The following is a 14,509-nucleotide window of genomic DNA, read 5'->3' as shown; positions in this document are numbered from 1 at the left end:
GGTGTCTGACGCCATCATCGGCCGCGCGGTAACGGTTTAGATCATGAAGTCAGTATTCGTTCTGTTCGACAGCCTGAACCGCCACATGCTGGGATGCTACGGCGGAAGCCGGGTGCCCACGCCGAACTTCGATCGCCTGGCGGCGCGCGCGCAGGTCTTTGAAAAGCACTATGTCGGCTCGCTTCCCTGCATGCCGGCCCGGCGTGACATGCTGACCGGACATTTGAGTTTCCTTCATCGGTCGTGGGGACCCCTCGAACCCTTCGACAACGCATTCCCCGAATTGCTGAAGGCCAAAGGCGTCCACAGCCATCTGGTGACGGACCACTATCATTATTGGGAGGATGGCGGGGCCACCTATCACAACCGCTACAACACGTTCGAATTCATTCGTGGTCAGGAAAGCGATCCGTGGAAGGCCCTGGTGCAACCGCCGTGGGAGCGCTTGCGTGAGAAATACCATGCCAGTCAGCTCGAATTCATCGACAACGTGCCGAAGCACAAGGCCCATCTGATCAATCGCGAGTATATCCGCGAAGAGAAGGATTTCCCCTCGGTCCAATGCTTCCAGGCGGGCTTCGAGTTTCTCGATGCCAACCGCGATGCGGATGACTGGCTGCTGCAGATCGAGACCTTCGATCCGCACGAACCCTTCTATGCACCCGATCGGTTCAAGGAGCCCTTCGACACCGGCTGGAAGGAAGGCGTTCTCGATTGGCCGCGCTATGGCCGGGTTGAGGATCTGCCGGAAGAAGCAGACGAGCTGCGTGCAAACTATTATGCGGTCGTGGCACTATGCGACGCGCTGCTGGGCCGACTGCTCGACGAGTTCGATGCCCACGACATGTGGAAGGACACGGCGCTCGTCGTCACCACCGATCATGGCTTCCTGTTGGGAGAACATGATTTCTGGGCCAAGAACAGGATGAACATGTATGAGGAAATCGCGCATATTCCTCTCATCTTGCACGATCCGCGCGATCCAGGCGCCCGTCGCGTGGACCGCCTGACCCAATCGACGGATCTGGCCCCGACCTTTCTTGATCTCTGGGGGGTCGAGGCACCGGTCGAGATGCAGGGACAGTCGCTGCTGCGCGCCAGCGAGCGCGAGGCCGTCATCTTCGGTTATTTTGGCGGAGCCATCAATGTGACGGACGGCTTCCACAGCTATCACCGCTTCCCCGCGGATATCGCCGGCCAGGAAATCAATCAGTACACCTTGATGCCCACTCACATCACCTCGCACTTTTCAACGCAGGAGCTGGAGGGAGCAACGCTTGCGCCTCCATTTGACTGGACCAAGAACGTGCCCCTCCTGAAGGTGCCGGTCACCGAGCGTTCGCCGATGTACTACAACTACGGCCCTGGTTGCCTGATCGAGAACGAGACCCGCCTGTATGATCTTGTGGCAGACCCCGGTCAGGAGCGACCGCTTGCCGATCCGTCTCTGGAACGGACGATGGTGACAAAGATGATGCGCCAGATGCATGCCAATGATGCCCCGCGAGAGGCGTATGATCGGCTTGACCTTCTGCCGGAGTCCAAAAAGGTCCTTAGCCCGACCTGAAAGAGACGGATACGCGCGCATTCCGGTCGCGTCGAACAATCGAAAGCGGACCCGCTTGCTTCGGGTCACGCAGGAGGGCGCCAGCCCTTCCATGACATCGCCACCCGCATCTTCCATTGCCGCGGACGAATTCGAGAATGAGCATGATCAACTTGCATAGCGCGGTGAACTGGCGGCAGATGGTCGACGCGGGCTCGCTGCGCAGTGACCTGTTTGCCGCTGTCACCGGAGCGGCGATCGTGCTGCCTCAGGCGATTGCCTTCGCGTCGATTGCAGGTCTGCCGCCGGCCTATGGTCTCTATTCGGCAATGATCACACCGGTGGTGGCAGCATTGTGCGGCTCTTCGCGGATCGTGGTTTCGGGGCCGACAACCGCGGTGTCGGCGCTGGTTTTCGCCTCGCTTGCACCGAGATATGCAGCCGGATCGGCCGAATGGATCGGCGCGGCCTTGGCCCTCACCTTGCTGGTGGGCGCAATCCAGCTCGCAATTGGTCTGGCCCGCCTGGGCCGGTTTCTGACCTTTGTGTCTGCTCCCGTCATCAACGGGTTCAGTGCCGGAGCCGCGATCCTGATTGCAATGAGCCAGATCGGTGATGTTCTGGGCATCTCGATGCCACACCTGGGGGCCGTCGACGTCTTCTTTTCACAGCTGGCTTCGTCTCTCCCGGATGCCGCGCCGGGGGCGATGATCGTTGCCGGCGTCACCTTCTTCACTGCTGTGATCCTCAGATATTGCGCGCCCGGTCTGCCGGGCTATCTCGTGGCGCTGGGGATCGGCGGTGCGGTCAATTGGGGGTTCGGGTTGGGAACGCGCACAGTCGGGGCGATCCCCTCGATCTTTCCGACGCCTGCGGTACCCAGCGTTTCGATGGCCGACGCGATGTCGCTTGCGCAGCCAGCGCTGGCCATCGCCATCGTGGGCTTGATGCAGTCGGTGACCGTCGCTCGGCTCTATGCCCATCGTCGTGACGAGACCCTGAATGGCAATCGCGAGATCATCGGACAGGGGCTTTCCAATCTGGTTGGGCCGTTCTTTTCAGCCTATGCCGGCGCGGGTTCGCTGACGCGTACCGCCGTCAATCACGAGGCAGGTGCCCGTACGCCACTGGCCGCGGTCTTTGCCTCTTGCGCGTTGATCGCGATCCTGTTTCTCGTCGCGCCATTGTTCAGCGCATTACCGATTCCGGCGATGGCGGCGGTCATCATCCTGGTTGCCTGGCGCCAGATCGGCTTCGTCGACTTCTACCGGCTGGCGAAGCAATCCCGGCGTGATGCGTTCACGTTCCTCGTCACCTTCATCGCGGCGCTCACCGTCGGATTGGAATTCTCCGTCTTTGCCGGGGTCTTGCTGAGCCTCGCTCTGTTTCTCAACGAATCCATCAATGCCGAGCTCGAGCTGACCGTCCCGGACCAGAACCGCCCCAACCATTCCTTCCACAATGTGCGCCACGGCGGCCCGGAATGCCCGCAATTGCTGTTCGGCAGGCTCAATGGCCCGCTTTATTTCGGTGTCGTCGAGAAGCTGCGTCAGACGCTGAGGCGGATCGAACGCGAACGGCCCGGTCAAAAGGATCTTGTACTCAAGTTGACCGGGATCGGGCAGCTGGACCTTGCCGGAGCGGAATTGCTGATCGAGGAAGGCCGCCGTCGTCGAGCGCGGGGAGGGCGGTTATACTTGACCTCTCGCTATGTGCCCTTGCTGGAAAAGATGAGGCGGTATGGTGTGGTCGATGCCTTGAAGGACGAGAATATCTTCAGCCACCGACACGATGCGATTGCGGCGATCGTGCCCGACCAACTCGATCGCAACGTGTGCGCCAGCTGTACGGCGCGCATCTTTTTCGAATGCCCAACGTTTTCTGAAGCCATTGGCAGTCATACCGTGAAAAGGACGTCATGATGATCCAGGTACCCCAAGCGCACGGACAGCATGCACGTCCGCCGAAGCAGGCACAGGCAAGTGCTGCAAAGTCCTTCTCCATGCCGGACGCCCCGCTGGGCGTGGCGCTGATTGGCACGGGCTTCATGGGCAAGTGCCATGCGATGGCATGGCGGAATGTGGCGGCGGTGTTCGGCGGCGCCCATCACCGGCTCGAAATCCTGTGCGACACGCCGGTCGACAAGGCTGAAGCCTTCGCCGCGCAGTTCGGCTTTGCGCGCGCGAGTTCGGATTGGCAGGCGGCCGTCAGCGATCCATGTGTCGATGTCGTTTCCATCACCGCACCCAACGGCTTGCATCGTCCCATGGCTGAAGCGGCGCTTGCAGCCGGAAAGCATGTGTGGCTCGAAAAGCCGATGGCGCTGACGCTGGACGATGCGCGTGCGATGGCAGCACTGGCCGCCGAACATCCGAGGCAGGTCACGATCCTCGGTTACAATTATCTGCGATCGCCGGCATTTCAGTCGGCGCGCGGCCTGATTGCCGCGGGGGAGATCGGAATTCCGCACGCGTTTCGCGGCGTTTACGACGAAGACTATTGCGCGGACCCAGACCTTCCCTGGACATGGAGGATGACCCACGCGGCTGGCGGCCTGGGCGCCTTGGGCGATCTCGGCTGCCACCTGGTCAGCCACATGGTCGCGCTGATGGGGCCGGTCGCCGAACTGACGGCCATGACTCACATTGCCATTCCCGAACGCCCAAGCCCCGAAGGCCCCCGCAAGGTTGAAAACGAGGACAGCGCGATGGCGCTCCTGCGTTTTGCAAGCGGCGCGCACGGGTCCTTCGCCACCTCGCGTGTGGCGCGGGGGCGCAAATGCCGCCTGCAGTGGGAAGTTCACGGGGCGGAAGGGAGCATTGTCTTCGATCAAGAAAACATGAACGAACTATGGGTTCACCGCAGGGGCGAGGCCGGCTTCAAACGTCATCTGACCGGGCCCGATCAGCCGGATTTCGCGCCGTTTTGCCCCGCGCCAGGACACAATTTCGGTTTCAACGAGCAAAAGGTCATCGAAGCCCGCGACCTGCTGGTTGCCATTGCGGGCGGGATGAATGCCGGACCGGATTTTGCCGCCGGACTGGAGATCGAGCGGATCATTCATGCCATGGCCTCCTCTCAAGGAGCGGCTGTCACGCTGGGTGGCGACTTTTGAACAAGGAGCACGCCATCAACTTCCATATGACCGATGCGAAAGGGGGGGCAACAAAACCTATATGAATCAAAGGTATTTCAGGCGAAGCAACCCTGCGACGTCCAGCCCTCCGGTGGAAGCGTCCGGGACTTGGAAGATAGAACGGCAAAAGTTTTGAAATATGCGATATATCTGATCACCAACCTTCGGTTCGTGAAGGTCACGGGTGCGCTCGGCCGAAGGCTTTCAAGGCAATGGGGCTGTGACGTCCATGTGTTCGTCGAAGGCCAGGGAGCCGAAGCCATCGACGTTCCAGGCGCCTCCGACATCCATGTTCATCGCAACAGAATCAGGTTCGATTTACCGGACAATGTGCCCGTTTCGGAAAAGTGGCCCAGGGTGGTGTTTCTGCGCAATTACGCGCCATCCCTGCTGCGTGACTACGACCGGCTGCTTTACCTCGATGTCGACATATTGTGCGAACGGGTCGACCACTCAATCTGGGATATCGAGTTGCCCCACGGAATCGGCGCGGTCAGCGACACCGCGACGATTGACAAGGCCCCGCGCGGCACCGGCCTCTCTCGTGAGGAGTGGTTGGACCGTCTCGGCGTTACCGGCGGACGCTATTTCAACTCCGGCATGATGCTGATCGATCCCGCCCGCTGGGACAACGGGGCGCTTGGGCATCGTCTGTCGAGCTACTACCAGAACCGTGATGTTCGCGGGATCAAGTCCCAGGACTTCCTCAATCACGCGATGGATGGGCTGTGGACCGAACTCAGCCCGCGCTGGAACTATCAGCCGCCCTTCTTCGAGCTCGGCATCGACGAATGGGTCGACCCCGTGTTCCTGCATTTCTGCACGCCCATCAAACCCTGGTTCCTGCCAGGCCATCCTGGTGCATCAAATCGACGGATCGAGCACGAGGAGGCGTTTTTCCGTATCCTTGACGAGGCCGGCGTAGATCCGGGAGAGGTCGCCATTCCGGGGCACTACAAGCGGATCAGGGCGCTGCGTAGAGCTTTCCGACGTGTCCTGTCGGAAAAGGGCATCAGAACTCCCAAGGAGCACCGGGAACGCCACCTCTGGAGCGAACGACGGGAAAAGATGGTGCGCTACCTCCGGACTGCGCAACGGAACCATGATTTCGCCGACCCGCTGGCTATGGAGATCGAGCCCGAACTGTCGGGGAGCCTTCGCTTCGACGGGCGCAATCTCTGGCTCGAACCCCAGCCGCGAGACCAGACGTGAGCTCCCTGCTTATGGCATCGGGCGACCACGAAACGCCTGTTCTCATCCTGACGATGAAATGGGGCGATCTTTACGAGCCTCACTTCGTCAACCGGCTGAGGCGCGGGGTCAAACGCCATCTGGCCCGACCGCACCGGTTCATCTGCTTCACCGACGACGCGCACGGTCTCGACAAGGAAGTCGAGGCAATGCCCTTGCCCGCTGTGGATTTGGCAGACGGCCACTGCGACACACGCTGGCGGAAGATGGCGTTGTTCAACGACAACCTAGCCGGGCTTTCCGGCACGGCGCTCTACCTCGATCTCGATCAGGTTGTCGTGGGAGATCTCGATCCCTTCTTCACAATTCCGGGCACGTTCCGCATCCTCCGTGACGCCGAACTCTTCAGGGCAAAGCCCCTGCGCTGGCTCAACCCGGCGCGGCGGGCCTTCTTGAACTCGGTCGGCAACAGCTCCGTCTTCCGCTACCAAATCGGTGCCCATCGTCATGTTCTGGATGCTTACCTTGCCGATCCGGAGGGGGCCGTCCGGGATTACGGTCTTTCGCAACGCTTCCAATCGGCGCAACTCGCCCGCAACGGCGATCTCAACTATTGGCCCAAAGGGTGGTGCGTGAGCTTCAAGAACCATTGCGTCCCCCGGTTGTTCCTGAGCTATTTCAAAGAGCCGACCTTGCCGAAAGGCGCACGCATCGTCTGCTTTGCAGGGTACCCCAAGATGGAGGACGTTTTGAGCGGGAAGGGTGGACGTTGGTATCGAAGGATCGGTGACGTCGAGTGGTTGCGGCGCGCCTGGCAGATGCCGGAGTAGGATGCCCATGGCTGATCCAAAGTGGTTTATCGAGTTCAAGCGCCGTATCCGCAGCAGGCGAATGGTCCGTGAAGTGCTGCGGCGCGATCCGACCAGCCAACCGCACGGGCTTTCCGCGCCACTGATCGTTTCGCTGACCAGCTATCCGGCCCGCTTCAAAACGCTTCCTCTGGCCCTTCAGACCATAAGACAGCAGACGGTCAGAGCCGACCAAATCATACTCACGCTCACCGAAGGCGACGAGACGCAGCTCCCGGATGATGTGCTGCGCCTGCAAGCGGACGGCCTCGTCATCCGAACGTACAGCCGCAACATCAGGTCCTACACCAAACTGATTCCCGTTTTGCGCGACAATCCGGAGGCCTTCATCGTCACCTGCGATGATGATGTCTATTATCCGGAAGACTGGCTGCAGGGGTTGGTCGACTGCGCGACACGGCATCCGGGCCGGATCATCTCGCACAGGGCCCACCGTGTCCGTCATGGCGATGACGGTCGGCTGCTCTCATACGAGGCGTGGGAGAAGAACATTGGCGGTGCGGTGGAAGGGGCGGACATTTTCGCAACCGGTGTCGGCGGCGTTCTCTATCCGCCCGGCTCGCTTGATCCCATGGTTTTCGAGGAGGACCGCTTCATGCGTCTCTGTCCGACGGGTGATGATCTCTGGTTTTACTGGATGGCGCGCCGCCGCGGCACGTTGATCCGGCATGTCGGCCCGAAGACACGGATCATCGAATGGCCGGGCTGCGAGCACTCCGGGCTCGTTCTGACCAACCGCGGTATTCCGCATGACAACGGCAACGACCGCGCGATCAGGGCGCTCACTGCGGAGTTGGGGCCGCTCATTGTGACCGCTGACCCCTGAAGCCTCGACGATGTGGGGCTGGTGAGCGTCGCCATTCTGCGACACGGTCTCTTCGATGTCATCCGACATCCAGATCACTAGAATCTATATATCCGCTCGGCGTTGCCGTGCCTTACGAGGTTCCGCTGCTCGGCTGAGAGGAACAGGATGGAGGCTTCGAACGTGTCGAGCAGGCGTCCGGGCTTCGAGAAGAGGAGATCGACCGGCAGATTGGTGCCGAACATCACGCGCTCTGGCCCGAAGATCCGGATGACGGATTGAAGAAGCGAGATCGTGTCTGCCTTGGACCAATGCGGACACCCGAGTCCGAAGCCGGAAAGCTTGACGCTGACATTTTCGGCGAGCGAGAGCCGTTCCATGGCGGTCGACCAATGCCGGAGCGCCGAGGGCGAGCGGTCGATCGGCATGCCGAAATGGTTGAGGACGATCTGCGTCTGCGGGAAGTCCTGCGCCATTTCCAGCGCCATTTCCATTTGCGGCCAATAGAGTTGAAGGTCAAAGGAGAGGTTGCGCTCCGCCAGCGCCTGAAACCCGCGCCGCCAGTCCGGCTGCTCCATGAGGTCCGGACGGGAAGCGACCTGCAGTGCGGGGTTCTCATGCCAGTTCAGGATCTGCCTGATGCCCCGAAATTGCGGGAAGGTGCCGTGGGCATCAAGGATTGCAGCGATGTCCGGGCTGGAGAGATCTGCATAGCCGACAATGGCCATGATCAGATCGTGTCGGTCAATGAGTGCCGAGAGCCAGCGCGTCTCGCCAACCGGGTCATCGGCCCGCCAGCCGTTCTGCACGTGTACGGACTTGCGGACGAGCCAGCGCGAGACGATCTCCCGGTATTCACCCGGGAGGAAGTTGCGGCGAATAGCCGAGAGATCGCCTTCCAGCGCCGGCGGCCGAGACGGGCTCAGCCACGGATATTCGTAGGCTTCGATATCCTGAAAGTGATGATGAGCATCGACAATATAGGTGTCGTTCGCACCGTTCATCGACGAGGCCTTGTGATCTGGTCGGCCAGCACTGCGAGGATGACGACGAAGCCCGAGGCGACATATTGCCAGAAGGAGGGCACGTTCATCAGCGTCAGGCCGTTCTGAAGGGCACCCAGCGTGACGGCGCCGATCAGCGAGCCGAAGGGGTTGCCGACGCCGCCAAACAGGCTTGCCCCGCCGATGACGGCCGATCCGATGGCTTGCAGCTCGAAGCCCTGGCCGCCGATGGGTTCGGCGGCTCCGATGCGCGCAATCAGGATGAAGCCGGCAATGCTGGAGAGAAGCCCTGACAATGCATAGACGATGACCTTGACCGTATCGACATTGATGCCGGAGAGCCGTGCCGCCTCTTCGTTGCCACCGCTCGCGATGATGCGCTCGCCAAGGCCGGTGAAGGCGACCATGACATAGGCGATGCCGGCAATGGCGATGGCGAACACGACTGGCGTCGGAATGCCGAGCAACTGGCCGGCAAACAGGTCACGGAAGGTGTTCGGCAGGCCGTAGATCGGCTGGCCGTTGGTGTAGATCAGCGCGGCGCCGCGGAAAATGCTCAGCGTGCCGAGCGTCACGATGAAATCCGGCAGTTTCAGCTTCGCAATCAGGATGCCGTTCACGAAACCGCAGACGAGACCGACGGCCAGGCCTGCGAGAATGCCTGCTGCAACGCCATGATTTGCCATGTCGGCTGCGACCATGCTGGACAGGCCGACGATGGAGCCCACCGACAGGTCGATGCCCTTTGTCATGATGACCAGCGTCATGCCGACGGCGATGACCGCATTGATGGAGGATTGCAGCAGGATATCGAGAAGATTGGCAGGCTGGTAGAAGCTGCTGGTCAGCGCCGAGAAAACGATGAAGAGCGCAACGCAGCCCGACAGCACGCTGGCCTTGCGGGCAAATTCGCCCCGTTTCACAAGGCTTGCGGCCTCCCGTTGCTTTTCTTGTTTCATCTCGGGTGCACCCACGGTTTCACTCTTGGACATTCTGCTTCTCCCCGGCCATCTTTTCCAGAAGATGCTCTTCCGTCATGCCGTCGTTGTTCGGCTCGATGGCGAGCACGCGGCCCTTGCCCATCACGGCGATCCTGTCGCTCAGCAACAGCACTTCCGGAAGTTCGGAAGAGACCACGATGATCGCCGCACCCTTGGCGGCGAGTTCGCGCAGCAGCGCGTAGATTTCCGCCTTCGCGCCCACATCGATGCCTCGCGTCGGCTCGTCGAACAGCAGAACCCTGGCTTCGGTCTGCAGCCATCGGGCGATCACGACCTTCTGCTGGTTGCCGCCTGAGAGGTTGCCAAGCGGCGTGCGAATGTCGCCGGGCCTGATGCCCATATCCTTCACGTAGCGCCTGATCGACGCCTTGCGTGCGGCCGAGGCGATGAAGCCGAGACGAGAGAAGCGCTGCTGGTTGGCGAGGCCGAAATTGCCCTCGATGCTCATCATCGGGACGATGGCCTGTCCGCGACGATCCTCGGGAATATATGAAATGCCACAGTCGATCGCGGCCCTGGAGTTCGCGATGCTGGATCGCGTTCCATCGACGCAGATCTCGCCCGCGGTCATGGGGTCGATGCCGAATATTGCCCGCAGTGTTGCCGACCGGCCGGAACCGACGAGACCGGCGAGCCCCAGAATTTCGCCCGAGCGGACCGTCAGCGAAACGTCCGAGATGCGTCGCGTGGAGACATTCTTGAGTTCAAGCAGCGTGCGGCCCGGCTCGCTTCCTGCGTTGTGCCCCTGTTTCATGACTGTTCCGAGCTGCCGCCCGGTGATCATCTCGTTGATCGCCTGGTCGTCATACTTCGCGACCTCGTCGCAAATGATCACCTTGCCATCCCGCAGAATGGTGATCGCGTCGCAAATGGCGCGGATCTCGTCCATGCGATGCGAGATATAGATGATGGCCTTGCCGGCGGCCTTCAGGCTGCGGATGACCGAAAAGAGGTTGTCGCGTTCATTCGGCGTCAGGCTGGAGGTCGGTTCGTCGAAGGCGATGATCTCTCCACCCTTGGCGAGCGTGCGCGCAATCTCGACCAATTGCCGGTCCGCCATGCCGAGCTTGTCGACCTGCGCGGTGACATCGATATGTGGCGCGAGCTCCGACAGGATATGCGAGGCGCGGCGACGAAGTTCGCTGCGGGGAATGACCTCGAGCGCACCCGTTGCGCCGAGAAACATGTTCTGGGCGACGTCAAGCTGGGGAACGAGATTGAGTTCCTGGCTGACAAGACCGATGCCAAGCGAAAGCGCGTGGCGGGGATCGGCAATCCTCACCTCTCCGAGACGACCATGGGTGATCGTGCCGGAATCAGGCTGCACAAGGCCGAATACGACCTTCATCAGCGTCGATTTGCCTGCTCCGTTTTCGCCCAGAAGGCCGTGCACGACGCCACCCTCGAGCCGCAGACCGACGCCCTTGAGGACGTGGTTCAGTCCATAGCGCTTCTCGATGCCGGAAAGCTCCAGCAGTGGTGCTGCCGGGTTGGCAAGGCGCGCCTCACCGGCGGCCGTATGTTGCAGTGCGGACATCCAATCCTCCCGACACCCTTCAGGACCAGGCGCGGCTTGCACCGCGCCTGGTGGGATGATGCCTTATTTCGAGGCGACAGGATCGGGGAAATTTGCAACGTTGTCGCTGGTGATGACGGCCTGCGGAGAGACAACCCAGGTCGGGATTTCCTGACAACCTAGGAGACGGAGCGCCACCTGCACGCCGAGCTGCCCTTCCTCGAAGGGGAATTCGGCGACTGTCGCGGCCATTTCCTTTGCGCCGACCGATTTCTTCGCTTCGCGGATACCGTCGGTGCCAACGACCGCAACCTTATCAAGCGAGCTGCCGTTACGGACCGCTTCGACAACACCGAGTGCCATGCCGTCATTGTTGGCATAGACGCCGACGAGGTCGGGATTCTGGCGGAGGATGTTGCTCGTGGCGTTCAGCGCGACGAGGCGATCCCAGTTGCCCGGCTGTGAGGCGACGAGCTGAAGTTTCGGATACTTCTTCAGGCCTTCCTCAAAGCCCTTGATGCGGGCGCGGGCATTCGGCGAGCCGGCAGCGCCTTCGATCTGCGCGACCTTACCGCCGTCCTTGAAGCGCTCGCCGAAATAGTCGGCGGCCTTGCCGCCGATGGCGACCTGGTCCGTGCCGATATAGCTGCTGGCGCCATCGGTCCTGGCGTCATCAATGATGATGGTGGGAATATTGGCGTCGCGTGCGGCCTTGATGACCGGCACGAGGTTGGAGTCCGACTGCGGCGACAGCAGCAGCGCATCGGGCTTCTGGGACAGCATCGTTTGCGCCAGGTTCAGCTGCTCGATCATCGAGGACTCGTCCTTGGCGGCCTGTACATCGACCTTGATGTTGTACTTGCCGGCCTCGTCCTTCACGCCGGCGGCGACGTCCTGCCAGAACTCGTTGATCAGAGTCTTGGTGACATAGGCAAAGCGCAGCTCCTTGTCCGGTTTCGGCACGGCGCCGAAGGTTTTCTCGAGGTCGGCGGACTCGACTTTTTCGCTCTTGGCAGTCGGATAGGCGGAGCATTTGTCAGCAGCGAGCGTGGCGCCTGCCATCATCAGCGATGCGACCGATGCGGCGAGCACGATCGTGGTGTTCTTCAGTGTCATGGACTTCATCCTCCCTTGAGAAGCGGCTGGAGACCAGTCCTTTACCCCGCTTCAATTTCTCCCTTTCAACGCCGCGCCTCCTCCCAGAAGCGATGGCCGTTCGCCGTTTCAGACTTTGCTGAGCCTGAATGGTAATCAAAGCGTAAGAAAGCCATTGCTTAGAGGCAATTTAGAATTATTGTGATTTTATTTAGGTGTGCTAAATGGACGGAGCCTCGGGAAACGGCTCTTATCCGCTGCGGAGGACGACATCTTGCAGCTGCCGATCCGAAGTATCCTCGTTTTTCACGCCGCCGCCCGATCGTGCAGCATCTCCAAGGCTGCCGACGAACTGAGCGTGACACCTTCTGCCGTGACGCAACAGATCCAGTCGCTGGAGCTGCAGCTCGGCGTGACGCTGGTCAACAAGATGGGCCGCGGAATCGTGCTCACGGAGGCAGGCGAGCGCTATTTCGAGATGATTACAGACCAGATCGAGAGAATTTCGGACGCGACCAACACGATACGTGGGCACCGCACCGTAACCACTCTCAACATCCGGGCAACGCCGACGGTGTCGAACAAGTGGCTGCTGCCGCGACTGAAATCGTTTCTCGATCAACATCCCGAGATTGATTTGCGCCTTGACGGCACAAACGAGCCGACCGACTTCAACCGTGATCTGGTCGATGTCGAAATCCGGCACGGCGACGGACGCTGGCCCGGTCTGTTTGTCGAGGGACTGGTGGAGGAATCCTTCATTCCCGTCTGTTCGCCGCACCTCGCGGGTCTGGCCAGCCTGAAGCCGGAAGACGTAACGAAGTTCCGGTTGGTTCATTCGGTCAAATCACAGGTCCAGTGGCCGCGATGGCTGAAGGAAGCGGGCGTGACGCATGAATTTCGCTGGCAGCGCGTGTTGTTCGACAGGAGCCACATGGCGATTGACGCCGCGAGTGACGGATTGGGCATTGCGCTGGAAAGCGAGCTGATGATGTGGCGGGAGTTGTCGGATGGTAGGCTCATTTGTCCGGTCGCATCCCCTCATCACATAGCGCTGACGACACAATGGATTGTGTGCCCCCGCGATCACCTGCGGCACAGAAAGGTGAAAATCTTTCTCGACTGGATCCGGGCCGCGCGCGACGACTGGCGTGAGCAGTCTGGAAGCAGGCACTGGATCGCCGACAGACAGCAATAAGGATAGTGTCGCAGGCTTCGGAGCTCGAAGGCGTATCCAGTGAAGGCTCAATCTTTGCTGACAATTTTTCCGCCATATCGTTTAGTGAGCTACAGGAAGATTATCAAAACTTAAGCTGAGCTAACGATGACTCCGTTCCGATCCATTGCCGTTTTCTATCATGTCGCGACACTCAACTCCGTCACAGCAGCGGCGCAACAGCTGAATGTGACGCCATCGGCCGTGAGCCAGCAGATCAGGGTGCTTGAGGAGCAGATCGGCATGTCGCTCGTCACCAAGGTCGGGCGCAAGGTGAAGCTCACCGAGGATGGAGAGCGCTACTTCGATCTAATTTCCCAGCATGTCGAGGAGATCATACGGTCAACGGACATCGTCACTGGCAACAAGACCACCACGCTCCTGACGATCAGGGCCACGCCGACCGTGTCGACGAAATGGATCCTGCCGCGGCTGCCGCGGTTTTTCGAGGCAAATCCCAACATCGACATTCGGCTGGATGGCTCGAACGAGCCGACCGACTTCAATCGGGATCTGGTGGACGTGGAGATCCGGCATGGCGCCGGTCGTTGGCCCGGCCTGCATGTGGAGGGATTGATCGAAGAGCGCTTTCTGCCGGTCTGTTCGCCAAAGCTCGCGGCGGCGCATTCCTTGACCACGGGCGAACTCCTGCAGCACAGGCTCATTCACTCGGTCAAGGCGCAGATCCAGTGGAAAAGCTGGTTTGCCCACCAGGGGATCACCAACGACATTCCTTCGAAGCGGCTCTATTTCGACCGGTCGCATATGGTCGTCGACGCTGCCGTGCTCGGAATGGGCATGGCGCTGGAAAGCAACCTGATGATGGAGCAGGAACTGAAGGACGGCCGTCTTGTGGTTGCCCTGGAAAATCCACCCGAGATGCGGATCGCCACCCAATGGATCGTGTGCCCTTACACCCATCTGAGGCGACACCGCGTCAAGCGCTTCATCGAGTGGATTAAGCGCGAGGCGCAGGTCTGGTACAACGAGGACCGTTCGCTGATTGATTAGAAGCGCTACGTAATTCAGCAAAAAAAGTAAATTGTTCTGCAGTCTCCCCTGCAGGAAGATGCGCCTGCCCGACAAACGATGTCGGCGCGTCGGGAGGAATACCGAAATTTCCGTTGGCG

General features: G+C 60.5%; 12 protein-coding genes. 8 read left to right on the top strand and 4 right to left on the bottom strand.

The genetic code is table 11. From position 1 onward, the window contains the following. Positions 1–43: 43 nt before the first annotated feature. From NN662_RS20310 to NN662_RS20285, 6 genes are all read left to right on the top strand, one after another. A complete protein-coding gene (locus NN662_RS20310; RefSeq protein ID WP_261932238.1) occupies positions 44–1,567 on the top strand; it encodes a sulfatase in 1,524 nt (507 codons plus the stop codon). 137 nt (positions 1,568–1,704) lie between these two features. Further along, positions 1,705–3,468 (top strand): SulP family inorganic anion transporter, encoded by a 1,764-nt coding sequence (locus NN662_RS20305; protein ID WP_261932237.1) that lies wholly within the window; start codon positions 1,705–1,707, stop codon positions 3,466–3,468. Between the two features lie 80 nt (positions 3,469–3,548). After that, positions 3,549–4,661, top strand: a complete 1,113-nt coding sequence (locus NN662_RS20300; RefSeq protein ID WP_261932236.1) for a Gfo/Idh/MocA family protein — start codon at positions 3,549–3,551, stop codon at positions 4,659–4,661. 129 nt (positions 4,662–4,790) lie between these two features. Further along, a complete protein-coding gene (locus NN662_RS20295) occupies positions 4,791–5,894 on the top strand; it encodes a glycosyltransferase family 8 protein (protein WP_261932235.1) in 1,104 nt (367 codons plus the stop codon). Next, positions 5,891–6,703: a hypothetical protein gene (locus NN662_RS20290; protein WP_261932234.1), complete on the top strand. Its 813-nt coding sequence runs from the start codon at positions 5,891–5,893 to the stop codon at positions 6,701–6,703. Before NN662_RS20295 ends, NN662_RS20290 begins: the two co-directional genes overlap by 4 nt. Positions 6,704–6,710: 7 nt before the next feature. After that, positions 6,711–7,568: a glycosyltransferase family A protein gene (locus NN662_RS20285; protein WP_261932233.1), complete on the top strand. Its 858-nt coding sequence runs from the start codon at positions 6,711–6,713 to the stop codon at positions 7,566–7,568. 77 nt (positions 7,569–7,645) lie between these two features. On the opposite strand, the gene NN662_RS20280 is transcribed toward NN662_RS20285, so the two are convergent. The 4 genes from NN662_RS20280 to NN662_RS20265 all read right to left on the bottom strand — a co-directional run bounded on the left by NN662_RS20280 (position 7,646) and on the right by NN662_RS20265 (position 12,184). Beyond that, a complete protein-coding gene (locus NN662_RS20280; RefSeq protein WP_261932232.1) occupies positions 7,646–8,551 on the bottom strand; it encodes an amidohydrolase family protein in 906 nt (301 codons plus the stop codon). Then, a complete protein-coding gene (locus NN662_RS20275) occupies positions 8,548–9,543 on the bottom strand; it encodes an ABC transporter permease (protein ID WP_261932231.1) in 996 nt (331 codons plus the stop codon). The genes NN662_RS20280 and NN662_RS20275 overlap by 4 nt, the downstream gene beginning before the upstream one ends. Then, the gene (locus tag NN662_RS20270) at positions 9,530–11,089 is read right to left on the bottom strand and encodes a sugar ABC transporter ATP-binding protein (protein ID WP_261932230.1); all 1,560 of its coding nucleotides are present in this window, start codon (positions 11,087–11,089) and stop codon (positions 9,530–9,532) included. Before NN662_RS20270 ends, NN662_RS20275 begins: the two co-directional genes overlap by 14 nt. A gap of 63 nt (positions 11,090–11,152) precedes the next feature. Then, on the bottom strand, positions 11,153–12,184 hold the full coding sequence (locus NN662_RS20265) for a substrate-binding domain-containing protein (RefSeq protein WP_261932229.1): 1,032 nt from the start codon (positions 12,182–12,184) through the stop codon (positions 11,153–11,155). Between the two features lie 253 nt (positions 12,185–12,437). Here NN662_RS20265 and NN662_RS20260 point away from each other — a divergent pair, with 253 nt between their 5' ends. Both NN662_RS20260 and NN662_RS20255 read left to right on the top strand, forming a co-directional pair. After that, on the top strand, positions 12,438–13,361 hold the full coding sequence (locus tag NN662_RS20260) for a LysR substrate-binding domain-containing protein (RefSeq protein WP_261932228.1): 924 nt from the start codon (positions 12,438–12,440) through the stop codon (positions 13,359–13,361). A 126-nt stretch (positions 13,362–13,487) separates the two neighbouring features. Beyond that, complete coding sequence (locus NN662_RS20255) at positions 13,488–14,390, top strand: LysR substrate-binding domain-containing protein (RefSeq protein ID WP_261932227.1); 903 nt, start codon at positions 13,488–13,490, stop codon at positions 14,388–14,390. The last annotated feature ends 119 nt before the right edge of the window (positions 14,391–14,509 follow it).

The organism is Rhizobium sp. NRK18, from assembly GCF_024385575.1.
Classification (GTDB): domain Bacteria; phylum Pseudomonadota; class Alphaproteobacteria; order Rhizobiales; family Rhizobiaceae; genus JANFMV01.
Note: the sequence above shows the minus strand (reverse complement) of the source record. Positions and strands in the feature narration are given on the sequence as shown.